This window comes from Achromobacter sp. 1011811831 (genome assembly GCF_059760905.1).
In genome coordinates this window covers 1-22,571 of record NZ_JCBANG010000031.1, presented here as the reverse complement: position 1 = coordinate 22,571, position 22,571 = coordinate 1, and the positions used below count along the sequence as shown (strand labels likewise).

General features: G+C 69.2%; 24 protein-coding genes. 11 read left to right on the top strand and 13 right to left on the bottom strand.

Annotated features, from left to right (window positions below; all coding sequences use genetic code 11):
* Position 1 precedes the first annotated feature (1 nt).
* The 3 genes from AC6LJ9_RS13975 to AC6LJ9_RS13965 are packed head-to-tail and all read right to left on the bottom strand — an operon-like array spanning position 2 to position 4,037.
* Positions 2 to 1,429, bottom strand: a complete 1,428-nt coding sequence (locus AC6LJ9_RS13975; protein ID WP_498148014.1) for an efflux transporter outer membrane subunit — start codon at positions 1,427 to 1,429, stop codon at positions 2 to 4.
* Positions 1,426 to 2,481 carry an HlyD family secretion protein gene (locus AC6LJ9_RS13970; RefSeq protein ID WP_498148013.1) on the bottom strand — a complete coding sequence of 352 codons (1,056 nt, stop codon included), beginning with the start codon at positions 2,479 to 2,481 and terminating at the stop codon, positions 1,426 to 1,428. The genes AC6LJ9_RS13975 and AC6LJ9_RS13970 overlap by 4 nt, the downstream gene beginning before the upstream one ends.
* Before the next feature lie 14 nt (positions 2,482 to 2,495).
* Positions 2,496 to 4,037: an MFS transporter gene (locus AC6LJ9_RS13965; RefSeq protein ID WP_392410956.1), complete on the bottom strand. Its 1,542-nt coding sequence runs from the start codon at positions 4,035 to 4,037 to the stop codon at positions 2,496 to 2,498.
* Between the two features lie 264 nt (positions 4,038 to 4,301).
* Between AC6LJ9_RS13965 and AC6LJ9_RS13960 the strand changes: the two genes are divergently transcribed.
* Positions 4,302 to 4,679 carry a DUF4148 domain-containing protein gene (locus AC6LJ9_RS13960; RefSeq protein WP_103276021.1) on the top strand — a complete coding sequence of 126 codons (378 nt, stop codon included), beginning with the start codon at positions 4,302 to 4,304 and terminating at the stop codon, positions 4,677 to 4,679.
* 39 nt (positions 4,680 to 4,718) lie between these two features.
* Entirely contained in the window at positions 4,719 to 5,849 is a 1,131-nt protein-coding gene (locus AC6LJ9_RS13955) for a porin (protein WP_498148012.1), read from the top strand.
* On the opposite strand, the gene AC6LJ9_RS13950 is transcribed toward AC6LJ9_RS13955, so the two are convergent.
* Positions 5,846 to 7,318, bottom strand: a complete 1,473-nt coding sequence (locus tag AC6LJ9_RS13950) for an aminotransferase-like domain-containing protein (protein WP_498148011.1) — start codon at positions 7,316 to 7,318, stop codon at positions 5,846 to 5,848. The genes AC6LJ9_RS13955 and AC6LJ9_RS13950 overlap by 4 nt on opposite strands.
* A 118-nt stretch (positions 7,319 to 7,436) precedes the next feature.
* On the opposite strand from AC6LJ9_RS13950, the gene AC6LJ9_RS13945 reads away from it, so the two are divergent.
* A complete protein-coding gene (locus AC6LJ9_RS13945; RefSeq protein WP_498148010.1) occupies positions 7,437 to 8,204 on the top strand; it encodes an arylamine N-acetyltransferase family protein in 768 nt (255 codons plus the stop codon).
* A 6-nt stretch (positions 8,205 to 8,210) separates the two neighbouring features.
* On the opposite strand, the gene AC6LJ9_RS13940 is transcribed toward AC6LJ9_RS13945, so the two are convergent.
* Positions 8,211 to 8,678 carry an anti-virulence regulator CigR family protein gene (locus AC6LJ9_RS13940; RefSeq protein ID WP_498148009.1) on the bottom strand — a complete coding sequence of 156 codons (468 nt, stop codon included), beginning with the start codon at positions 8,676 to 8,678 and terminating at the stop codon, positions 8,211 to 8,213.
* 266 nt (positions 8,679 to 8,944) lie between these two features.
* On the opposite strand from AC6LJ9_RS13940, the gene AC6LJ9_RS13935 reads away from it, so the two are divergent.
* A complete protein-coding gene (locus AC6LJ9_RS13935; RefSeq protein WP_498148008.1) occupies positions 8,945 to 9,838 on the top strand; it encodes a prohibitin family protein in 894 nt (297 codons plus the stop codon).
* Here AC6LJ9_RS13935 and AC6LJ9_RS13930 read toward each other — a convergent pair.
* Positions 9,831 to 11,912 (bottom strand): PTS sugar transporter subunit IIC/EAL domain-containing protein, encoded by a 2,082-nt coding sequence (locus AC6LJ9_RS13930; RefSeq protein WP_498148007.1) that lies wholly within the window; start codon positions 11,910 to 11,912, stop codon positions 9,831 to 9,833. The two genes, AC6LJ9_RS13935 and AC6LJ9_RS13930, sit on opposite strands and share 8 nt — an antisense overlap.
* 270 nt (positions 11,913 to 12,182) lie before the next feature.
* On the opposite strand from AC6LJ9_RS13930, the gene AC6LJ9_RS13925 reads away from it, so the two are divergent.
* Positions 12,183 to 12,425 carry a hypothetical protein gene (locus AC6LJ9_RS13925; RefSeq protein ID WP_212316146.1) on the top strand — a complete coding sequence of 81 codons (243 nt, stop codon included), beginning with the start codon at positions 12,183 to 12,185 and terminating at the stop codon, positions 12,423 to 12,425.
* A gap of 109 nt (positions 12,426 to 12,534) precedes the next feature.
* Here the strand turns inward: AC6LJ9_RS13925 and AC6LJ9_RS13920 are convergent, their stop codons facing one another.
* Positions 12,535 to 13,128, bottom strand: a complete 594-nt coding sequence (locus tag AC6LJ9_RS13920) for a TetR/AcrR family transcriptional regulator (RefSeq protein ID WP_212316144.1) — start codon at positions 13,126 to 13,128, stop codon at positions 12,535 to 12,537.
* A 162-nt stretch (positions 13,129 to 13,290) separates the two neighbouring features.
* On the opposite strand from AC6LJ9_RS13920, the gene AC6LJ9_RS13915 reads away from it, so the two are divergent.
* Genes AC6LJ9_RS13915 through lipP1 form a run of 3 tightly spaced genes read left to right on the top strand, consistent with a single transcriptional unit; the run spans position 13,291 to position 16,203 of the window.
* Positions 13,291 to 14,346, top strand: a complete 1,056-nt coding sequence (locus tag AC6LJ9_RS13915) for a sugar phosphate isomerase/epimerase family protein (protein ID WP_498148006.1) — start codon at positions 13,291 to 13,293, stop codon at positions 14,344 to 14,346.
* 19 nt (positions 14,347 to 14,365) lie between these two features.
* Positions 14,366 to 15,250, top strand: a complete 885-nt coding sequence (locus AC6LJ9_RS13910) for an alpha/beta fold hydrolase (protein ID WP_498148005.1) — start codon at positions 14,366 to 14,368, stop codon at positions 15,248 to 15,250.
* A 2-nt stretch (positions 15,251 to 15,252) separates the two neighbouring features.
* The gene (gene lipP1, locus AC6LJ9_RS13905; protein ID WP_498148004.1) at positions 15,253 to 16,203 is read left to right on the top strand and encodes a LipP1 family hormone-sensitive lipase; all 951 of its coding nucleotides are present in this window, start codon (positions 15,253 to 15,255) and stop codon (positions 16,201 to 16,203) included.
* On the opposite strand, the gene AC6LJ9_RS13900 is transcribed toward lipP1, so the two are convergent.
* On the bottom strand, positions 16,200 to 16,583 hold the full coding sequence (locus AC6LJ9_RS13900; protein WP_498148003.1) for a hypothetical protein: 384 nt from the start codon (positions 16,581 to 16,583) through the stop codon (positions 16,200 to 16,202). The two genes, lipP1 and AC6LJ9_RS13900, sit on opposite strands and share 4 nt — an antisense overlap.
* Before the next feature lie 19 nt (positions 16,584 to 16,602).
* Here AC6LJ9_RS13900 and AC6LJ9_RS13895 point away from each other — a divergent pair, with 19 nt between their 5' ends.
* Positions 16,603 to 17,298 (top strand): HAD family hydrolase, encoded by a 696-nt coding sequence (locus AC6LJ9_RS13895; RefSeq protein WP_498148002.1) that lies wholly within the window; start codon positions 16,603 to 16,605, stop codon positions 17,296 to 17,298.
* A gap of 33 nt (positions 17,299 to 17,331) precedes the next feature.
* Here the strand turns inward: AC6LJ9_RS13895 and AC6LJ9_RS13890 are convergent, their stop codons facing one another.
* From AC6LJ9_RS13890 to AC6LJ9_RS13875, 4 genes are all read right to left on the bottom strand, one after another.
* Positions 17,332 to 18,105, bottom strand: a complete 774-nt coding sequence (locus AC6LJ9_RS13890) for an SDR family oxidoreductase (RefSeq protein ID WP_498148001.1) — start codon at positions 18,103 to 18,105, stop codon at positions 17,332 to 17,334.
* 29 nt (positions 18,106 to 18,134) lie between these two features.
* Entirely contained in the window at positions 18,135 to 18,518 is a 384-nt protein-coding gene (locus AC6LJ9_RS13885; protein WP_498148000.1) for a VOC family protein, read from the bottom strand.
* 93 nt (positions 18,519 to 18,611) lie between these two features.
* On the bottom strand, positions 18,612 to 19,265 hold the full coding sequence (alkB, locus tag AC6LJ9_RS13880) for a DNA oxidative demethylase AlkB (RefSeq protein ID WP_498147999.1): 654 nt from the start codon (positions 19,263 to 19,265) through the stop codon (positions 18,612 to 18,614).
* 71 nt (positions 19,266 to 19,336) lie between these two features.
* Positions 19,337 to 20,881, bottom strand: coding sequence for a phospholipase D family protein (locus AC6LJ9_RS13875; protein WP_498147998.1), 1,545 nt, complete (start codon positions 20,879 to 20,881; stop codon positions 19,337 to 19,339).
* 97 nt (positions 20,882 to 20,978) lie between these two features.
* Here AC6LJ9_RS13875 and AC6LJ9_RS13870 point away from each other — a divergent pair, with 97 nt between their 5' ends.
* The gene (locus tag AC6LJ9_RS13870; protein ID WP_498147997.1) at positions 20,979 to 21,551 is read left to right on the top strand and encodes a helix-turn-helix domain-containing protein; all 573 of its coding nucleotides are present in this window, start codon (positions 20,979 to 20,981) and stop codon (positions 21,549 to 21,551) included.
* Positions 21,552 to 21,574: 23 nt separating this feature from the next.
* A complete protein-coding gene (locus tag AC6LJ9_RS13865; RefSeq protein WP_498147996.1) occupies positions 21,575 to 22,117 on the top strand; it encodes a GNAT family N-acetyltransferase in 543 nt (180 codons plus the stop codon).
* 24 nt (positions 22,118 to 22,141) lie between these two features.
* On the opposite strand, the gene AC6LJ9_RS13860 is transcribed toward AC6LJ9_RS13865, so the two are convergent.
* Entirely contained in the window at positions 22,142 to 22,474 is a 333-nt protein-coding gene (locus tag AC6LJ9_RS13860; RefSeq protein WP_212316120.1) for a hypothetical protein, read from the bottom strand.
* Between the last annotated feature and the right edge of the window lie 97 nt (positions 22,475 to 22,571).

The window sequence follows — 22,571 nt, the reverse complement described above, 5'->3', positions numbered from 1 at the left end:
CCTATTGCCAGCCGCCGCCCAGCGCCCGATACAGGTCCACCAGCGCCAGCGATACCGCTGCCTCGGTGGCCACGCGTGACTGGTCGTTCGCCAGCACCGCGTTCTGCGCGCTGAGCACATTGACGAAGTCCGACGCGCCCTCGGCATAGCGGCGCTGGGCATGCAGCAGCGCCTGGCGCGCGCTGGCCGACGCGCGTTCCAGGCTGGTCCGCGCCTGCTGCTGGCTACGATAGGCCGTCATGGCGTTGTCGACATCGTGCCAGGCGCCGAGCACGGTTTTCTGGAATGCCAGCGCTGCCTCTTGGGCCTGCGCCTCGCGCAGCCGCAGCCGGCCGCGCAGCCTGCCGCCCTCGAAGAGAGGGATCTGCAGCGCCGGGCCCACGCCGAAGATGCCGGCGCGGTCGGTGTCCAGCTTGCCCAGTTGCAGCGCCTGCAGCCCGATGTTGCCCGACAGGGTGATGCGCGGATAGAAATCGCCCTCGGCCACGCCGATCGCGGCCACCGCGGCATGCAGGCGGGCCTGAGCCTGGCGGATGTCAGGACGCCGCTCGGCCAGCTCGCTGGGCAGGCCCACCGGCACCCGCACCGGACCGCCAGGGATGGGCGCCAGCGTTTCCAGCCGCGCGTGCAGCGCGTGCGGCGGCTGGTCCAGCAACAGCGCCAGGGCGTTCATCAGCTGGTCCACGCGCAGCGCCAGCGGCGGCACGGCCGCCTCGATGGCGGCGGCCTGGGCATCCGCCTGGGACACATCCAGCTCGGTCGCCACGCCTTCGCGTTGCCGCAGCCGCGTGAGCGCGAGATTGCGATTGGCGTTGTCCAGCGTCTGGCGCAGCACCGCCAGCTGGTTCTGGGCGCCGCGCAGCCGGATGTAGTGGCTGGCGGTTTCCGCGCGCACCGACAGCATGACGCCGCGCTGCGCTTCCAGCGCGGCCTGCGACAGCGCGCCGGCCTGTTCGACCTCGCGCCGCACGCGGCCCCACAGGTCCAGTTCCCAGCTGGCATCGACGCCGGTTTGCCACAGGTTGAACGAGGACTTGCCGCCGCGTCCGGACGGATCGGACAGCCCGGCCTCGCTGTTCTGGCCGCGCCGGTAGGAGGCGTTCGCGCCCAGCTTGGGCAAGCCGTCGGCCTCGGTCACGCGCAGCGCCGCGCGGCTTTGCCGCAGCCGCTCGTAGGCGATCAGGATGTCGGGATTGGCGGCGCTGGCCTCGGCCACCAGCGCGCTGAGTTCAGGGTCGCCGAAGCTGTCCCACCAGGCGTCATTGACCGGCTGGGCCACCGGCGCGCTGGCCGGGCCGCCCGTGCCGGCATCGCGCCATTGCGTCGGCAGTTGCGCCTGAGGCGCCTGGAAGTCCGGTCCCACGGCGCAGCCGCCCAGGCTCAACAGCGCCGAGGTCAGGACCAGGCGCGGTATTTTCAACAGGCTCATTTCGTGGCCTCCGCGAGCAGGGGCATGGTCTCGACCACGGCCTCGACCGACATGCCGGCGCGCAGCGGCGGCGCGCCGGCAGGCGTGGCGTCGAGCACGATCTTGACCGGCAGGCGCTGCGCGATCTTGGTGAAGTTGCCCGTGGCGTTGCTGGGCGCGACCGGCGACAGGCTCAGGCCGGTGGCGGGCGCGATGCTCTGCACGGTGCCGCGAAGCCGCAGGTCGGGATAGGCATCCACGGTGACGGTCGCGGGCTGGCCGGGTCGCATGTGGGTCAGCTGCTTTTCGCGGAAGTTCGCCACTACGTAGGCCTGCTGCAGCGGCACCACGGCCAGGATCGGCGTGCCGGGGGCGACGTAGGCGCCCACGCGCAGCGCGCGGCGTCCGACCACGCCGTCGACCGGCGAAATGATGCGGGTGTGGGACAGGTTGAGTTCGGCGCGGTCGACCAGCGCCTGCGCGCGCAGCACGCCGGCCCGGGCCGCCTCGTGCTGCGCGGCCAGCACGTCCTGCTGCTTGCGCGTGGCCTGGAGGGTGGCCTGGTGCTCGGCCTGGCGCGCCTGGGTCATGTCCAGGCGGCTGCGGGCCTGCTCATAGGCCTGGCGCGTGCCGGCGCCCTCGCTCGCCAGGTTGCGGTGGCGCTGGACTTCGCTCTCGGCGAAGCGCAGGTCGGCGGCGTCGGCCCGCGTGACCGCCAGCGCCTGGCTGATCACCGCCTGATGGCGTTCCAGCGTGGCGCTGGCGTTGACGAGCTGGGCCGAGGCCACGGCCAGGTCGGCGCGGGCCGCGGCCAGGGCGGCCACGTACTCGCGGTCGTCGATGCGGGCCAGCAGCTGGCCGGCGGCGACGCTCTGGTTGTCTTCCGCCAGCACTTCCTGGATGAAGCCGGATACCTGGGGCGCGACCACGGTGTGGTCGGCGACGACGGCGGCGTCGTCGGTGGATTCGGTCGGCGACGTGCCCGACCAGGCCCAGCCGGTGTAGGCGAGCAGGCCGAGCGCGCCGGCCAGCGCGGCGCGGGGAAGATGAGGACGGATTGTGGAATAAGTCATGATGTTCTCGATGATCAGGCCGCCGCGCGCGGAGGATAGATGCGCGTCGCGACGAAGGGGATGAGCAGGATGAGCAGCAGGGCCACGGCGGCCATGCACAGGTACAGGTCGGCGGACGTGAGCGCCGTGGCCTGCTCCTGCACGCGGCGCGCCAGCGTGGCCGCGCTTTCTCCATCCGCGCTCAGCGGAAAGCTGCCGAGCTGGTCGGCCAGCATGTGGCTGTGGTGATGGCGGCGCCAGGTCGTCAGCGCGTCCAGCAGGCCGGTGGCCGCCACCGCGGCGAAACCCTTGATGGTGTTGAACCAGGCCGAGGCGAACGGCCCGTCTTGCGGCGCCAGGCCGCCGGTGGCCAGCATCAGCAGCGGAATGACCGCCATGGGCTGGGCGAAGATCTGCACGGCCTCCAGCGCGTAGAACTGCTCGCGCGACCAGGCCGGCGTCAGCTGCGAGCCCAGCGCGCATGACAGCGCCAGCAGGCCCAGGCCGGCGGCCAGCACCCAGCGGCAGTCGACCCGGCGCAGGTTGCACAGCGCGGCCACCAGTGGCAGCGCGATCAGCTGGGGCAGGCCCATGGCCAGCAGCACCGGCGCGGTTTCCAGCGGCCGGTAGCCGCGCAGCTGCGCCAGGAAGCTCGAAGGGATCAGGATCACGCCCAGCAGCACCACCAGCACGCCGCCCAGCGTGAGCAGCGAGTGGCTGAGGTTGCGGTTGCGCAGCAGCTGGATCTTGAAGAACGGCAGCGGGTGGAACCACTCGTTCAGCAGGAACAGGGCCATCAGCGCGCCGCCGCCGCCCAGCAGCATGCGGATCAGCGGCGAGTTGAGCCAGTCCAGGCGCTCGCCCTGCAGCAGGCCGATGACCAGCATGGCCAGCGCGGGGGCGCCCAGCAGCAGGCCGCGCCAGTCGAACACGCGCAAGCGCTCCAGCTTGAGCGGGTCCTGCGGCAGGCCGCGCCAGACCATGACAGCCGCCACGGCGGCGGGCGGGATCACCAGCCAGAAGGTCCAGCGCCAGCCCAGCGTCTCGGTGCAGAACGCGGCCAGCGGAATGCCCAGGCTGGGCGCGAAGGTGGCGGTCAGGGCATAGCCGCCCAGGCCGTAGAGCTTGATGTTGGCGGGCAGGAAGCGCAGCGCCACCGTCATCAGCATCGGCGGCAGGGCGCCGCCGGCCAGGCCTTGCAGCGTGCGCAATGCGAGCAGGGTCGGATAGTCGCGCGCGAACGGGCTGAGCGCGCCGAAGACGGCGAAGGCGACCAGCATCGCGGTGGTGAAGCGACGCAGCGAGAACGTCACCGAGCACCACGGGGCGAACGCCATGGCGCAGACCGAGGCTGCCGCGTAGACGGCGACGAACCAGGTGCCCTGGTCGTAGCCGATGCCGAGGGCGCCGCGGATGTCGGCCAGCGCCATCTTGGTGACGTTTTCGTTCAGGCCGGCCAGGATCACGGCCAGCAGCACGCCGACCAGGCCGGTCAGGATGCGCGCGCCGAATGCGGCGGCCGGGGGAGCGGCGGCCGCAGGCGCTTGGGGCGGGAAGGGAGCGGTCGCGGCGGTCATGCTTGCCTCGCGCCAGGAGTAGGGAATGAAGACATGGGTATCGCGTACTTGCAGAAAACAGCCCCAAGTCTAGGCAGGCTCGCGTTTCGGAAAAACCGGTCGCGGCGCAGCCCTGGCTTGCGCGCCGTGCAAGTGTGGGCGGATTTCCGCCATGCGCCGGGCGGCAGTTGCGTCGCGTGCAATCCTGGCTTGCGCGTGGCGGGATTTATCGGCCGGCGGCCTCGCGCCAATATGGCGGCACGCAAACCAACGCAGAGGATTTCCATGCAAACCCTAAGACTCTCCGCCCTGACCCTATGCCTGGCCTTCGTCGCCGGCGCCGCCCACGCCGAGGGCAAGACCCGCGAGCAAGTGCGCGCCGAGCTGATGGAAGCCAAGGCCGCCGGACTGGTCACCTATGGCGAACAGCAATATCCCGTCGACGTGCCCGACAACGCCGTCAAGACGCGCCAGCAGGTGCTGGAAGAACGCGACGCCGCCCGCGCCGCCGGCCAGATCACCCGCGGCGAACTGGACTATCCGCCCGTCGCCCGGGAAGCCGCCGGCAAGACCCGCGAACAGGTCATCGCCGAAATGCGCCAGGCCCGCGCCCAGGGCCTGATGAAGTCGGGCGAACTCGACTATCCGCCCACCGGCCATTGATGGTTTTCACCGCCAGACTTCCATAGGCATACACACACCATGATGAAGAAAATCGCTTTCGCCGCCATCGGGGCGGGCCTGGCCGGATCCGCGCTGGCCGCCGACACGAGCGTCACGCTGTACGGCTTGCTCGACATGGGCCTGGGTTATGAGCGCGTGCGCGCGCCCGGCTTCAAGCAAAACCGCATAGGCACCGTGCAGGGCGTGAACAGCGGCTCGCGTTTCGGCCTGCGCGGCGCCGAGGACCTGGGCGATGGCCTGCGCGCGATCTTCACCCTGGAAGGCGGCATCACGCCCCTGAACGGCAAGTCCGGCCAGAGCGGCCGCCTGTTCGGGCGCCAGGCCACCGTGGGCCTGGCGGACGACAGCTGGGGACAACTCGAATTCGGCCGCCAGGCCAACCTGGCGTCCAAGTACTTCAGCGGTCCGATCGATCCGTTCAGCGGCTCGTTCAACCTGGCCAACATGGGCACCACGTTCAGCGCGACGAACACCCTGCGCTATGACAACCTGGTGCTGTACCAATCGCCGGATTGGTCGGGCTTCCAGTTCGGCGTGGGCTATTCGTTCAATGCCGACGACACCCGTGCGCCGGCCACGGGCCAGAAGACGGGCTTCGCCACCGGCGACAACAATCGCGCGCTGACCACCGGCCTGCGCTACGCCAACGGCCCGCTCGCGCTGGTCGCCACCTATGATCGCTTCAATCCGACCAATGCCGCGGAAGGCGGGAAATCGCCCACGCGCATCCAGGAAACCATCATCGGCGGCGCCTACGATTTCGAGGTCGTGAAGCTGGGCGCTGCCATCGGACAGACCCGCGGCGGCTGGCTGCAAGGCGCGACGATGGGCGTGTCGCCCGACACCAAGGGCTACCGCAACGCCGATACGTTCAAGCTGGCCCACGGTTTTCGCGCTGATTCGTATACGGTCAACGCGACCGTGCCGCTGGGCAAGAGCAAGCTGATGGTGTCATGGCAGATGGCCCGCCCCAACGGCAGCGCCCTGACCGGCGACGATGCGAACACGCAGGTGGTCAGCGCCGCCTATACCTATGACTTCACCAAGCGCACCAACCTGTACGCCTATGTCGCCTACGCGGACAATTTCTCGTTCCGTCGCGACGTGACGGACACCGCCGTGGCCATGGGTATCCGGCATCGCTTCTAGGCGCGACGCGCGGGGGCGGCCTGGTTTCGGGTCGCCGCCAGCCGCGCGGCCTGGCCCAGCCGTTCCAGCCCTGCCGCCATCTCGGCGGACCAGGGCCGCGCGACGTTCAGGCGCAGGCAATGACCGTGCTTGCCCGCGGCCGAGAACAGGGCGCCGGGCGTGTAGGCGATGCCTTGTGACACCGCGTCGCGCAGCAGCGCCAGGGTGTCGGCCGGCTCGGGCAGTTCCAGCCACAGCCACCAGCCGCCTTCGGGACCCAGCACCCGCGTGCCCTGGGGAAAATGCCGTTGCGCACAGGCGCGCGCCGAGGCGGCGGCCTGCGCCAGCTGCGTCCGCAGCCGGCGCAGGTGCGCCGGCAGGCGGCCCGACTTCATGTAGTCGGCCAACACCTGTTGTTCCAGCAGCGGCGCGGCCAGCGAGCTGCCGATCTTCAGGGATTCCAGCTGGCGCTGGTGGCGTCCGCCCAGCACCCAACCCAGGCGAAAGCCCGGCGCCATGCTCTTGCTGCACGATCCGCAATAGATGACCTGGCCGTCGCGGTCCCAGGCCTTCACGGCCGGCGGCCGTTCCGCCGCGCTGCCCAGGTCGCCGAAGACGTCGTCCTCAATCAAGGCGATGCCGTGGCGCTGCACGATCTTCAGCAGGCGGCGCTTGGCCGCCTCGGGCATGCAGGCCCCCAGCGGATTCTGGAACGACGGCATGGCCACCACGGCGCGCACGCCGCCGTGATGTTCCAGCGCATATTCCAGGGCTTCCAGGCTCATTCCCTGGCCGGGCACGCAAGGGACTTCCAGCGCGCGCAGGCCCAGGTGTTCGATGGCCTGGAGCAGGCCGAAGTACACGGGCGATTCGACGATGACGGTATCGCCGGGCCGGGCCACGGCCCGCAGCGCGATCTGCATGGCCTCGGTGGCGCCGTTGGTGACGAGCAGGTCCCGCGGATCCGCGTCGATGCCGCAGGCTGCCAGATGGCGCAGCACTTCATGCTTGAACGCGGGCAGGCCGGTGCCGGACGGATAGGCGCCCAGCAGCCGCGGATCCACGCGCAGCAGGCGCTGCGCGATGCGCGCCAGGGTCTCGCAGGGATACCACTCGGGCGCGGCGCTGGCCAGGTGCAGGGCCAGCGGCAGCGGCTGGGCCGTCAGCGCGTAGAGCTGGGTCATGCGGTGCTGCAGCGAGGCCAGCATGTCGTACTCGACGCCGGTGGGCGCGGGCGGCGGCGCGGCCTCGGGCGCGGCGCGCGCCTGCCGCAGCGCCTTCCAGTCCGCGACGTACATGCCGGACTTGTAGCGCGCCTGCGCATAGCCCTCGTGTTCAAGCTGACGGTAGCAGCGCGTGGCGGTGGAGACGCTGACGCTTTGCGCGGCGGCCAGCTCGCGCACGGAGGGCAGGCGGCCGCCCACGCGGTACTCGTGGGCGCGGATGGCGGCCTTGATCTGGTCGGCCAGTACGGCATAACTGTGCTGCATGACAGATCCGAAAATGAATGATCTGTGCAGCATAGCCCACGCGCGGACTGTCGCGCCCGGGCGCATGGCAACGGCGCATCATGCAGTTCGCGCAACCCTTTTCAGGAACTTCCTCGCCATGCACGCAGACAATTTTTCCCTGACCCGCTACTTCGACCGCATCGGCTACGCCGGTCCAGCCCGCGCCGACCTTGCCACGGTGTCCGAACTGATGCGGCGCCAGCTGTACACCGTGCCGTTCGAGAATCTGGACGTGCAGGCCGGGCTGGGCGTGTCGCTGGCGCCGGAGGACATCGCCGACAAGATCCTGGCGCGCGGCAGGGGCGGCTACTGCTACGAGGTCAACGGCCTGTTCTGCATGGCCATGCAGGCGCTGGGCGTGCCGCACCGCTATGTGTCGGCCCGGCCGATGTTCTATCCCGCCCGTCGTCCCCGCACCCACATGGCGCTGGTGCTGCGGCTGGACGGCCAGGACTGGCTGTGCGACCTGGGCTTCGGCAGCTACGGCATCCGCGCGCCCATGAGCCTGGCGGCGTTGGACACCGACATCCGCCAGGACATGGACCGCTTCATGTTGAGCCGCGAGGCGGACGGGGCCTACGTGCTCAAGGCCTGGCGCGACGGCGGCTGGCAGAACCAGTACGGTTTCGACCTGTCGCCGCAGGAATGGATCGATTTCGCGCCCGCGAACTACCTGAATTCGAACCATCCCGACGCGATCTTCGTGCAGAAGCGCGTGGTGGTGCTGCACAGTGAGCGTGGCCGCGCGATCCTGGTCGGCAACACGCTCAAGCTGGTCGACGAGACCGGCACGGTCGAGTCCGAGCTGGACGACGGCGCCGTGGCGCAGGCGTTGCGCGAGCGCTTCGGCCTGGCGCCGGCCTGAGGCCGCTCAGTCGAACACGCCGGACAGCACGTCGGCGACCACCGAGGTGGCGATGGCCACCAGAATCAGGTCGCTGCCGGCTACGCGCCATTCATAGCCGGGGTGCACGGGCAGGCGCGCCAGCATGGCGCCCGGCACCATTTTCTTGGCGATGCCGGGAGGCATCGGCTTGCCGCGAGCCAGGTTCTTGCGGATGCCGGGCGGCAGCGAACCGTAGCCGGTCGCGCCTGCCTGCACGGCGTAGCCGCGCGCCGTGGAGATGCTGATGCCCGCCGTGCTCAGCGTGACGCTGACCGAGCCGTTCGAATCGCGGTTGTCCTTGTTCTTGCCGTGACCCTGTCCGGCGTGATCGGGCTTGCCCTTGCCTTCGGGAGGCGCGGCATGCGCCGGGGCGGCGAGCGCCAAGGCGGCGGCCAATATGGCACAGGACAAAGAGGTGGAACGGAACATGGCGGTGGTCCTTTGGGGTGACATGCTGCGCTCAGCGTAGCGCCGCGCGGCCAACCATGCCACAGCTCGTCTCGGATTACTCGTAAAAATGGCGACAATCCGTGTCCTTGCAACGTCCCGGCCCGTTTTGGCGGATGAGCAGGCTAGAATGCCTTGCTTTTTTCCGGGAGGACGCACGATGAGGTATTTCCTGATCCTGGTAGGGGCCGCCGTAGTCGCCTACCTGCTCGCGCGGGGCATCGCCGCGGTCCTTTCCGACCGCAAACGTTCCAAGAAAGAGAGGGATTGAAATGAAGCCTGCGGATCTGCAGATCGTCAAGGCGGCCAAGCCGCGCAGCCTGGCAGTGGCCATCGGCACCGGACTGTTGTTCGTGCTGATCCTGTTCCTGGCCTTCGGCTCATGGTTCCAGGTGGACCAGGGCGAGCGCGGCGTGGTGCTGCGCAACGGCAAGCTGGTGCGCGTGGCCGAGCCCGGCCTGGATTTCAAGACGCCCTTCATCGACAACGTGTCGGTGGTGTCGGTGCGCGACCATACCTTCGTGTTCGAGAACCTGGAAGCCTACAGCTACGACCAGCAGCCCGCGACGCTGCGCGTGTCGGTCACGTACCGCGTGCCTGCCGAGCGCGTGGCGGAACTCTATTCCGAGTACGGCACCATCAACAATCTGCAGGGACGCGTGCTGGAGCGCAAGACGCCCGACGCGGTCAAGAACGTGTTCGGTCGCTTCACCGCCGTGCGCGCCATCCAGGAACGCCAGAAGCTGGGCCTGGACGTGAACACCGCCGTGGTGGACGCCATGGACGGCGCGCCGGTGCAGGTGGTGGGCGTGCAGATCGAGGAAGTCGGCTTCTCCAAGGCCTACGAGCATTCGATCGAGCAGCGCATGCTGGCCCAGGTGCAGATCGAAACCACGCGCCAGCAGAAGGAAACGGCCGTCATCAACGCCGAGATCCAGGTGGTCAAGGCCAAGGCCGAGGCCGACGCGCGGCGCCAGCAATTCACCGCCGAGGCCGACGGCATCCGCCTGCGCGGCGAGGCCGAGGCCGCGGCGATCCGCGCCAAGGCCGAGGCCCTGGCCGCCAACACCAATCTGGTCAGCCTGAACGCCGTCGAGAAATGGGATGGCGTGTTGCCCACCACGCAGGTGCCGGGCGCGGCGCTGCCCTTCATCGGCATCAAGTAAGCGCGCTGTTGGCGGCCTCGCGCCGCCGCGCGTAGTCCATCAGCCCGGGGCCGGGCAGCGCCTTGCTGAAGTACCAGCCTTGCACAATGATTTCGGCGCTCGATTCGAGCGCCGAAATTTCCTTGTCAGTCTCCACGCCCTCCACCACGATCTGCAGGTTCAGCGCCTCGCAGAATCGCAGCAGGCCGCTCATGACCAGCGCGCCGCGCTCGCTGCTCTGCGCCTGCACGAAGCTGCGGTCGATCTTGACCGCGTCGATGCGGAACTGGTGCAGGTAGCTGAGGGCCGAGTAGCCGGTGCCGAAATCATCGATGTAGATGCGCGAGCCGATGTCGCGCAGGCGGTCGAAGGCGACATGCAGCGCCGCGGCATCCTCGACCAGCGCATCCTCGGTCAATTCCACCGATACCTGCCCGTCGGCTTGCGCCAGGACGCCGATCAGCTTTTCCAGATGGATGGCGGACGTCAGCGTGCCGCTGGTGACGTTGATCGTCATGGGCAGCGCGAAGCCCTGCGCGCGCCAGCTCTGGCACTGTACCACCGCCTGCCGGGCCACCCAGAGGTCGACGTCGCGCATCAGGCCGGCCTGGGCCAGGCCGCGCAGGAACTCCAGCGGCGCCTGTTGCCGGCCTTCGGGGCCGGTGGCGCGCAACAGCGCTTCGCAGCCGGTGCAGCGTCCGCTGCGCAGCGAGACCTGGGGCTGGTATTCCAGATAGAAGTCATATTCGCTGATGGCGCGGATACGGGTGATCTCGGCGCTGCGGCGCGCGCGGTCCGCGTACGTGTTGATCAGCGGATCATGCACGTAGAGCAGCGATTCGTCCTGCAGGCGCGGGAAGGTGGTGTCCAGCGATTTGAAATACACGGTGGCGTCGGCCAGCTGCCGGCGCTCCAGCGCCAGCACGAAGGGCGTGTACAGGCATACGCCCAGCGCCAGCAGTCCCAGTTGCAGCACGATGCCGCCCAGGTGGCCGCCGGTGCTCAGGTAGGCATTGACCAGCACGGGAGAGGTCAGCGGCAAGGTCACGGCGGCGGGCGGCAGCCAGTCCATCTGCACCACCGCCAGCGCGATCAGCGTATTGCAGACCGGCGCCAGCATGAAGGGGATCAGCAGCCGGGGGTTGAGGATCAGGGGCAGGCCGAACAGCAGGATCTCGTTCACGTTCAGGAGCGAGGCCGGGATACTGGCGACGGCCAGCATGCGCAGCGATTCCGTGCGCGAGAAAAACAGGATGGAAACGGCCAGCGACAGCGTCGCGCCGGCGCCGCCGATGAAGGTGAACGCGCCCATCAGGCTGCTGTTCAGCGCGTACACGCCTTCGTAGCCGGCGGCGTTGATGGCGGCGTTCAGGTAGGCAGCCTCGTCCAGCACGTCCATGATCGGCGCCAGCGCGTGGTAGCCGTGTATGCCAAAGAACCAGAGCAGCGAGTTCAGCGCCGAGATCAGCGCGCCGGTGGCATAGGGGTTCTGCAGCGAGGTCAGGCTGACGGGAATGCTGAACTGCGCCACGCCCGGAATGCTGAGCAGGGCGGACAGCGCGCCGATGAGTACTGCCGCGGTGAGGATGCCGGGCACGACCATGTTCAGCGTCTCGCGCACATTCTCGCCGGTGAGGCCATCGGGCGCGAGCCGCGTCCAGCGGAACCGGTGCAGCCAGGACAGCAGCGGCACCGCGGCAAGCGGCAAGATGATGGCCACGAACAGCGTCAGCGTGGAGGCCGCCAGCGGATGGGCGGCCAGCAGCGTTTCGGCCACGGCTACGTAGGACAGGCACAGGAAGGCGGTGGGCAGGTGCGGCACGCGATGCCGGATCGACAGCATGTAGCCGATGGCCGCGGCCACCAGCATGGGCATGATGCCGGTGAGCTTCTGGTGGACCGAGGTCAGCAGTTCGGTGGCGGGTTCGGGCAGGCCGGCCTGGCGCGCCAGCACGGACAGGACCAGGAACAGCGCCGACACGAGCAGGCAGGGCAGGGTCCACAGCAGCCCTTCGCGGATGGCGCGCAGGGCGTTGGCGCTCGCGAGCAAGGCCAGTCGATCTTTCTGGTAGAGCGAGAGGATTGCTTTCAGCATTGTCGGTATGCCCAGATTGCCCAAGGTCTTTGGGGCAGAGCCTCCCCGCGCTTTGTAAGAATCCTTGTCGAATCCTAGCGCCTGCGGTCGGGCTTTAGCAATCCGGCCCGAAAATGTAGGCACTAGGGGATTCCCCTCTGTCAAGAATTGCAAAGCAGGCGCATCTTGCAGTGGCGGGGCCTGGACCGAGCGATACCATCGGACCATGCCCCGCCGCGGCTCGCGGGCCGCGGCGCAGGCACGATAGGCTTGAAGCGGGAGGAGACACGGATGTCTCAAGGCAATTGGATGTCAGGCGATACCGCGCCGGAACGACAGGGATACTACGAAGCGCGGTATGACACGGGGCTGGTCGCCGTGACGTTGTACAGCGTGCTGGGCTGGCTGCCGACCCGCACGCCGGGGAACATGGTCGGCTGGCGGCCGCTGCCGCCGGGGGCCGAGAAGGAAGAGGCCGAGCGGCACCTGCAGGAATTGCGTACCGCACAGGCGCACATGCCGATGGATGACTAGGACGGGTCCGAGAGCCGCGCCGGTCGCGCCCGTCGGTCGGGGCGCCGGTGGGCATGACGCCCAGGCCGGGGCCGGAGCGCCCAGCCATGACGGCGCGGCAACACTGCTGCTAGCGCAATACGGCGTCCAGCGGCGCGAGGGCGGGCCCGATCAGGGCGAGCAGCCTGGCCTTGCCCACGCCATCGCGCGCTTGCACCGACAGGCCGTGCAACACGGCGGCGTAGTAATCGCCCAGGGCCTGTATGTCCGTCCCGGGAGCGAGCTCGCCGTCCTGCGCGGCGGCGGCGATGCGGTCGACGATGGACTGCGTGCGCGCCTTGCGATGCGTTGCCAGCCAGCTCATCACCGGCTCGTTGGCCGCCGCGTAGTTGGTCGCGGCGGACACCACCATGCAACCCTGGGGACGGCCGCGCCGCGTATAGGTCAGCACGGCATCGCGCAGCATGTGCTCGACCGCGCTGCGCACGTCGCCTGCCTGCAGCGCCTTTTCGGCAAAGGCGCCATCGCCTTCCTCATAGCGCGCCACGGCTTCGCGGAACAGGTCTTCCTTGGATCCGAACGCCGCGTACAGCCGCGCCGACGCGAGCCCGGTGGCCGCGACCAGGTCGGCCATGGAAGTGCCTTCATAGCCGTGCTGCCAGAAGGCGAGCATCGCCTGCTGCAGCGCGAGATCGCGGTCGAATTCCCTGGGTCTGCCTGCCATCGCGCTTTCGTCCTGATTGAAATTCCACGCAGTGTACCGCCGCGTCCGGCGGCATGGCCGATTTCGGCGCGCTTGCGTCGCGGATCAATTTTCGTCTATTCTTTGTCGTTCGACAAACAATTAGGGCGAGCCGGGTGACGGCGAGCCAAAGGTAGATTCATCATGCAAGCTCTCAAAGGCCCCAGCATCCATCTCGCGCAATTCAGCGGCGCCGACGCGCCGTTCAACAGCCTGCCCGCCGTCGCCGAATGGGCGGCGGGCCTGGGCTTCAAGGCCCTGCAGGTGCCGGCCTGGGACCAGCGCTTTTTCGACGTGGAACTGGCCGCGTCCAGCCAGGACTATTGCGACGAGATCACCGGCATGCTGGCCGGCCACGGCCTGGTCATCAGCGAACTGACCACGCATATCTTCGGCCAGCTGCTGGCCGTGCATCCGGCCTACGACGCGATGTTCGACAACTTCGCGCCGGCCCAGGTCCGCGGCAATCCGGCGGCGCGCACCGAATGGGCCAGGCGCAACCTGTTGCTGGCGGCGCGCGCGTCGCGCCGGCTGGGCCTGACCGAGATGGGCACGTTCTCGGGCTCCTTCGCCTGGCCCTACCTGTTCCCATTCCCGCAGCGGCCGGAGGGATTGATCGAGACCGCGTTCGACGAACTGGCGCGGCGCTGGCTGCCGGTGCTGGATGCCTGCGACGAGCAGGACGTGAATCTGTGCTTCGAAATCCATCCCAGCGAAGACCTGCACGACGGCATCAGCTTCGAGATGTTCCACGAGCGCGTGGCCGGGCACGCGCGCTGCGGCATCCTGTTCGATCCCAGCCATTTCGTGCTGCAGCAGCTCAACTACCTGGACTACCTGGACATCTACAAGGACCACATCCGCATGTTCCATGTGAAGGACGCCGAGTTCAATCCCACCGGACGCCAGGGCATCTATGGCGGCTATCAATCCTGGGTCGACCGCGCCGGCCGCTTCCGCTCGCTGGGCGACGGCCAGGTGGATTTCAAGGCCATCTTCTCCAAGCTCGCGCAGCACGGCTATCGAGGCTGGGCCGCGCTGGAGTGGGAATGCTGCCTGAAGGACCAGGAGGCCGGCGCGCGTGAAGGCGCGGCGTTCATCAAGCAACACATCATTCCGGTCACGGACAAGGTGTTCGACGATTTCGCCGGCGCCGCCATCAGCCAGGCCCAGATCAACGCGCTGCTGGGCATCGCCTGAGCGGACAGGAACACAGACCATGACGAAACTCCATCAAGACATCCCCTCCGCCGGCGCGGAGTTCGCCCATCGCTACGTGATGGTGAACGGCGCGCGGCTGCATTGCGCCATCGCCGGCGACGGCGCGCCGGTGCTGCTGTTGCCCGGCTGGCCGCAAACGTGGTTCACCTGGCGCCACGTCATGCGCGCGCTGGCGGAGCAGGGCTACATGGCCATCGCCGTGGACCCGCCGGGCACGGGCGATTCGGACCGTCCTGCCGCCGGCTATGACACGGGCGCCGTGGCGGCCACGCTGCATCAGCTGATGCGGCAGCTGGGCCATGCGCGCTATCAGGTCGTGGGCCACGATATCGGCATGTGGGTGGCCTATGCGCTGGCCAGCGACTTTCCGGACGCCGTCTCGCGGCTGGCGCTGACCGAGGCGGTGATCCCGGGCCTGGCGCCCGAACCCACGATCTTCGCGCCGCCGGACCAGAACATTTTCCTGTGGCACTTCATGTTCAACCGGCTGCCCGACCTGCCGGAAGCGCTGATCGCCGGCCGCGAGCAAGCCTATCTGACCTATATGTTCGACAAGTGGTCGCACCGCCGCGACCGCGTGGCGGCGCAGGTCTATATCGACGCCTACGCGGCGCCGGGCGGACTGCGCGCGGGCTTCTCGTACTACCGGGCGATTCCGGAAACGGTGCGGCAGAACGTCGAGCGCGCCCGGCGCAAGCTGGCCATGCCGGTGCTGGCCATCGGCGCCGAGCATGCCACCCGCGACGCGCCGCTGATCACCATGCGCGAGAACGCGGTGGATGTGCGCGGCGCCATCATTCCCGACTGCGGCCACTTCGTCACGGAAGAATGCCCGGACGAGTTCCTGGCGCAGCTGTTGCCGTTTCTGTCGCGGGAGGGCTGAGCATGGCGCTGGATCCGAAGATCGATGCCTATCTGGCGCGGCTGTCCTCGGCAGCCACGCCCATGTCCCTGGCGGAAATGCGCGCGGCCACCGAGACCAGCCTGGGCGCGCTGCACGGCCCGCTGGAAGACGTGGCGGACGTGCGCACCTACCTGGCGTCGGGCCACGACGGCGCGCCCCTGCGCGTGCGCGCCTACACGCCGGCGGGCGCGCCGCCCGGCGCCGTGCTGCCGGCGCTGGTATATGCGCATGGCGGCGGCTGGTTCCTGTGCTCGCTGGAGCTCTATGACAACCCCTGCCGCGCGCTGGCCAATGCCACCGGTTGCATGGTGCTGTCCGTGGACTACCGGCTGGCGCCGGAACACAAGTTCCCGGTGCCGGTCGAGGACTTCTATTGCGCGCTGCGCTGGGTCAGCGAGCAGGCCAGCATGCTGGGCGTGGACCCGGCGCGCATCGCGGTGGGCGGCGACAGCGCCGGCGGCAACCTGGCGGCGGCGGCCGCCATCATGGCGCGCGACCGTGGCGGCCCCAGGATCGCGCACCAGCTGCTGTGCTATCCCGTGCTGGACTATTCCTTCAGCACCGATTCGTACCGCGCCTATGGGCAAAACTTCTTCCTGACGGAAGAGACGATGCGCTACTGCTGGTTCACCTACCTGCTCAACGAGCAGGACGGCGCCTCGCCTTATGCATCGCCGTTGCGCGCGTCGGATCTGACGGGCCTGCCGCCAGCGACCGTGCTGGTATGCGAGTACGACCCGCTGCGCGACGAGGGGGAAGCCTATGCGCGCCGACTGCGCGAGGCCGGCGTCGATGCGCGCGACCATCGCCTGCCGGGCATGGTCCATGCGTGCATCCACATGCTGGGCTTGACGCCGGCGGCGCGGCATCTGTTCGAGCTGGCGGGCGGCGCGCTGCGCGCCGCTTTCGAAACCGCGCCGCAAGCGGTCTAGGCGGACGCATCCCCGGTGGCCTGCCGGCAGCGCACGGCCAGGGCCTGCCGGGTGATGGCGATCACCACGTCCGTGCGCGGCGACAGCATGGCGTCGGCTTGCCTGCCCAGCAAGGGCAGCAGCAACAGCATGCCCAGACCGAACGGCAGCAGGCTGGCAAGGTCGTCGATCAGAGATGTGCGTTGGTCTTCCACCCGGCTGGAGCGCCCCAGGCGCAGCAGGTATTCCTGGATGCGTAGCGCCACGGCGTCCGGATCGGCGACTTGTTCCAGATGGAAGGAGTCGCCGCGTTCCAGCAGGGCGGACAGTTCGTCGGGAGCGAGCAGGTCGTGGAAATAAGTGCGCGGGTGGTCGTGCAGTATGCTTGACACCTTGTTCATCCGTATCCTTCGCGAAGCAATGACAGACTTCCCTTTTGACGCCGTGCTGTTCGACTGCGACGGCGTGCTGGTCGATTCCGAACCCATCACCAGCCGCGTGCTGGCGGGCATGCTGACCGAGCTGGGCTGGACCATCAGCACCGAAGAGACCATGCGCATTTTTACCGGAAAGGCGGTTCGCGATGAAGTGGCGCTGATCGAGGAGCGCACCGGGGCGCGCCTCAGCGAAGAATGGCTGGCCGAATTCCGCGAGCGCCGCAACCAGGCGCTGGACCGCGACCTGGTCGAGATTCCCGGCGCGCCCGACGCGGTGCGCGCGTTGCACGGCCTCCTGGACGGGCGCATCGCAGTGGCGTCCGGCGCCGACCGCCGCAAGGTCGAATTCCAGCTGGCAAAGGTCGGCATCGCCGACTGCTTCGACGGCCGCGTGTTCAGCGGTCACGAAATGCCGCGCAGCAAGCCCTTCCCGGATGTGTACCTGGCAGCGGCCGAGTCGCTGGGCGCGGATCCGCGCCGCTGCGCGGTGGTCGAGGACACCGTCACCGGCGCCACCGCCGGCGTGGCGGCGGGCGCCACGGTGTTCGGCTACAGTCCGGGCGGCCTGGGCCACAGCGGCGCCGACGCGCTGCGCTCGGTGGGCGTGGCGCGCGTCTTCACCGACATGCGCGACCTGCCCGGCCTGCTGGCTGACTGGACCGGCCACCATCTGGGCTGAGCCCGGATCCGTCGCGGCCGGGCCGCGCCGGGTTCAACCGGCGTATTGCTCGCCGCCGTCCAGGTCGATGACCGTGCCGCTCAGGTAGCCGGCGCGCGGCGAGGCGCAGAACGCCAGCATGTCGGCCACTTCGCCGGGTTCCATCAGGCGGCCGAACGGCAGGCCCGACAGCGTTTCCTGCCAGCGCGATTCGTCGCCCCAGCGTGCCTGGGCGCGCTGGCGCGCCAGCGTGAGCACGCGGTCGGTGCGCGTGCGCGAGGGATTCAGGCCGAAGACGCGCACGCCGTGGCGCGGAGCCTCGCCACCCAGCGCGCGGGTGAAGGCGATCAGCGAGGCATTGGCCGCGGCGCCGCAGATATAGTCGGCGCGCGGCGCCGAGCCGGCCATGCCGATCACGTTGGCGATCACGCCGGCGCCGGCCTCGCGCATCAGCGGGTAGTACAGGCGCGCCAGCCGGATATAGCCGTGCACCTTCAGCTCCCAGCCCGCGAGCCAGCGTTCGTCGTCCACCTGATCCAATGCGCCGCCGGGCACGGCGCCGGCATTGTTGACCAGGATGTCGACGGGGCCGGCCTGGCTCAGCAGTTCACGGGGCGCGTCGGCATGTCCCAGGTCCAGCGCCACGCAGGCGGCGGGCATGCCGGTCTGGGCGGAGACGGCGTCGGCGGCCGCGCGCAGCGTGACCGGGTCGCGGCCGACCAGCGTGGGGCTGGCGCCCTCGCGGGCGAATGCCAGCGCCGCCGCCAGGCCGATGCCCTTGGATGCGCCTGTGATGAGCACGCGTTTGCCTTCAAGCTGCAGGTCCATGGCGGATTCCTTCGCGTGAGCCGCGCGGCTCACTTCAGTTGCACGAGTACGAATTCGTTGCCGTACAGATCGATGAAATGCGCGTACACCGCGACGGCGTCCTCGACGGGCTCGCGCGTGAAACGCACGCCCTGCGCGGCGAAGCGCGCGTGGTCGCGGCGCGTGTCGCTGGTGTAGAACACCCCCACGGGCTGTCCGCCCGTCTGGTCGCCGACGCGGTCGCGCTGGGCCTGCGTTTGCGCCTGCAGCAGCCACACGCCCACGGAGGGTTGTTCGTGCAGGCGCAGATGCACGTAGCGTTGCGTGCCCACCGCCGTGTCGACGAAGACCTCCATGCCCAGCTTGTCCTGGTAGAAGGCGATCGCGGTGTCGTAGTCGTTGACCAGGATGACGAGTCGGCCCAGCGCGTGCATATCGTTGTTCTCTTGAGGGTGTAGGGAAAGCGTGCGCCTATGCTAACCGGTTCCGCCCGCCTTGTTCCGGCAGGCCGGATCGGGCCTGCCGTCTCAACCCGCCTTGCGCAGCGTGAGGTTCAGGCGCAGGCTGCCCAGGCGCGGATGCGGCCGGTCTTTCAACGGCAGCACGCCGTGGAAGCGCAGCCGGTCCGCGCCGCCCCAGACCACCACGTCGCCGTGAAACAGCGGCACGCGGGCGGCGGGGTCCGAGCGCGCCAGGCCGCCGAAAAGGAACATGGCCGGCATGCCCAGCGACACCGACACGATGGGTGCGCTGAAATCGCGCTCGTTGCGGTCCTGGTGCAAGGACATGCGCGTGCCGGGCTCGTAGCGGTTGAGCAGGCAGGCGTCCGGTTCGAAGCCGGCAAAGCCGGCCGCGGCGGCGGCCTCGCGCCCCAGGGCGGCGAAGGCCGGCGGCATGTCGGGCCAGGGCTGGCCTGACAGCGGGTCGGCCGGTGTGTAGCGGTAGCCGTCGCGGTCCGTGGTCCAGCCCAGCCGGCCGCAATTGCTCAGCGCGACGGACATCAGATGGCCGCCCGGGGTTTCCATGCGCCGGAACGGCGACTGCCGGATCACTTCGTCCAGGGACTGGAGCAGGGCGTCGGCGGCGGGCAGGGCGTAGCCGCGCAGCACCACGGATCGCGGGCCGATGGATTCGCTGCGCGCGGGCTGGGGGGCGGCGTCGTCGAAAAGGTCCAGGTTCATGCTCATGATGCTCAGTATGCCGCCGCGCGGGCGGGGCCGCGCTCCGCTTGTTGCGTCGCGCCGTGGCGCGGCTACAGCAAGGACTCCACCGGCAGCAGCGAGATGAACCAGACCGACAGGCGCTGCCAGACGCTGGCGCCGGGTTCGCTGTCGTAGCGCACGGTCTGGCCGTCCTCGCGCAGTTCCAGCCAGTAGACCTTGCCGCACTCGTCCAGCAGCGCGCGATAGGCCGTGGCGGGCACGTCGCGCGCGAAAGCCGTCGATATCTGGCCGGCCAGCCTGGGACTGTCGATGATGAAGCCGAGTTCGGTGTTGAGCCTGGCCGAGCGCGGATCGAAATTGAACGAGCCGACGAAGATGCGCTGGCCGTCCACCGCGAAGGTCTTGGCGTGCAGGCTGGAGCCGGAGCTGCCCAGCGGGCCCAGGTTCCGGTTGCGCCCGCCGCCGGCGGCGCGCTTCATCTCGAACAGTTCCACCCCGCCCGCCAGCAGGTCGGCGCGGCGCCTGGCGTAGCCGGAGTGCACGGCCGCCACGTCGGTGGCTTCCAGCGAGTTGGTCAGCACCCGCACCCGCACGCCGGCGCGGGCCATGTCGGTGAAGGCGCGCGTGCCGGATTCGCCGGGCACGAAGTAGGGCGACACCAGGTCCAGCGACTGGGCGGGCTTGCCGATGATCTCGTGCAGCTGATGCGGCAGCATGGCCTCGGGCGGCGCGGTGCCCAGGGTCTTGCGCGGATCGTCGCTGACCATGCGCGTGGGCGCCCATTCCAGTTCCAGCTCGCCCTTGAGCAACTGGCGGATGAAGGGCAGGGCGCGCATGGCCTCGGCATAGGCGGCGGCGTCGGACGAGCGTTCCATGTCGTCGGCGCGTCGCTTGAGCACGTCCAGCGCGCCCGCCTCGGCCGGCTTGACCAGGCGCGCCACCGGATAGGCCGAGTCGCTGGCCCAATAGCGGTCGAAATCGGCGGACACGTCCTGCACCGCCGCGCCGATGGCCAGCACGTCCAGGTCGGTGAACAGCACGCCGTTGGCGGCGCCGAAGTACTCGTCGCCGACGTTGCGGCCGCCGATGATGGTGGCCTGGTTGTCGGCGGTGAAGGACTTGTTGTGCATGCGCCGGTTGAGCCGGCTGAAGTCGGTCAGGTAGCCCAGCGTCTTGGGCCAGCGCAGCGCGAAGGGGTTGTACAGCCGCACTTCGATGTTGGGATGTCCGTCCAGCGCGGCCAGTTCGCGGTCCAGGCCCGAGGTGCCGTTGTCGTCCAGCAGCAGGCGCACGCGCACGCCGCGGTCTGCGGCCTCGTGCAGCGCTTCGAGCAGCATCACGCCCGTCATGTCGCCGCGCCAGATGTAGTACTGCACGTCCAGGCTGCGCGCGGCGGCGCGGGCCAGCATCATGCGCGCGGCGAAGGCGTCGTGGGCATCGGCCAGCGGGTGGATGCCGGACAGGCCGGCGTGGCTGGCGGCGGCGGGCGCGATGGCGCGGCCCAGCGGCGTGGCGGCGGCCGCGTCGGGATCGAGCGCCTGCGACTGGCTGCGCTGTTCCTGCGAGGGCAGGGCGCAGCCGGCCAGCAGGCCCAGGCAGAGAATCGGCATGATCAGGTGTCGAGCCAGGAACATGGGCCCTATTGTGCCCAATTCGACGGGTCGGGGCCGACGCGGGGAGCGGACGCCGGCCTGCTTGACGGAATTTCTGATTTGAGAAAAAATCCCAAATATGGAAAATGCTCCCGAATTCGATCAAGGCCTGGACATGCGCATCGCTTCGCGCCTGAAAGGCCTGCGCCAGGAACGCGGCTGGTCCCTGGACGAGCTGGCCGGCCGGGCCGGCGTCAGCCGCGCCACGCTGTCGCGCCTGGAAAACGCCGAGGTCAGCCCCACGGCCAGCGTGCTGGGGCGGCTGTGCGCCGCCTACGGGCTGACCATGTCGCGGCTGATGTTGATGGTGGAAGACGATTTCGCGCCGCTGGTGCCCGAAAGCGCGCAGCCGGTCTGGGTCGACGCGAGCGCGGGCTTCCGGCGCCGCTCGGTGTCGCCGCCGGCGGCCGCGCTGGCCGGGGAAGTGCTGGCTTGCGAGCTGGACGCCGGCGCCCGCATCGAATACCCGCAGCCGCCGCGCCCGAATCTGGAACACCATCTGCTGATGCTGGAGGGCGCGCTGCACATCACCGTGGACGGCCGCCGCCATGCGCTGCGTCCGGGCGACTGCCTGCGCTACCAGCTGGCCGGAGCCAGCCTTTTCGAGACGCCGCCGGACAGCGGCGCGCGCTACCTGCTTTTCATCGTCTGAACCGCAACATCCACAGGTGTTACATGCCCGACCATCTTGCCCCCCTGCGCCTGGCCACGCTCTCGGCCGCCGAGACCGAAACCCTGCTGCCGGAACTGGCGGAGCTGCTGCACGCCAGCGTGCACGCGGGCGCCAGCGTCAGCTTCGTCCTGCCGTACAGCCCGGAGGACGCGCTGGCGTTCTGGCGCGACAAGGTGCTGCCCGGCGTGGCCGGGGGCGGCCTGCTGTTGGCGGCCGCCTGGCAGGACGGCAGGCTGGCCGGCGCGGTGCAGCTCGATTGCGACACCCCGCCCAATCAACCGCACCGCGCCGAGGTGCGCAAGCTGCTGGTGCATCCGGATTTCCGGCGCCAGGGCATCGCGCGGGCCTTGATGGGAAAGGTCGAGGCGCTGGCCGTGGCGGCCGGGCGCAGCCTGATCACGCTGGACACGCGCACCGGCGACCGCGCCGAGCCCTTGTACGCTTCGCTGGGGTATGTGACGGTGGGCGTCATCCCGGGATTCAGCCGCGATTCACATGACGTGGACCGGCTGGACGGCACCACCATCATGTACAAGCAGCTGTAGGCGGTAGCCGCCCTCGCGCGGGCGTCAGGCCAGCGGCTTGAGGCCCACGCTGTACGGGGGCGCGTTGCCGCGCGCGGCGGCCTTGATCTTCAGCATCGAGCCGCCGGGCGTGAACTCGAAATCCTGGTAGGGCACTTCGAACCACTGGTGGAAACTGGTGCGCGAGAACTCGGGTACCCAGATCTTCGGCCGCTTGGCGTCGCAGTGGAATTCCACCAGCGTGCAGTCAATCCCCAGCGGGCGCGTGTTGCCGATGCGGTAGCTGGCGCGCAGCTCCGCGCTTGCGGTGGCGCCGGGCCGCCAGACGAGGCCGATGGATTCCATGAAATGTTCGATCGCCTCGATGCCGCGATGCATAGCTGACTCCGGATTACGGGCGCGGGCGACAGGCCCGCGAAAAGCCGCCGCCCGGCGGGCGGCGGCGCACAGGCGGAATTATCCGTCATTCCGGGGC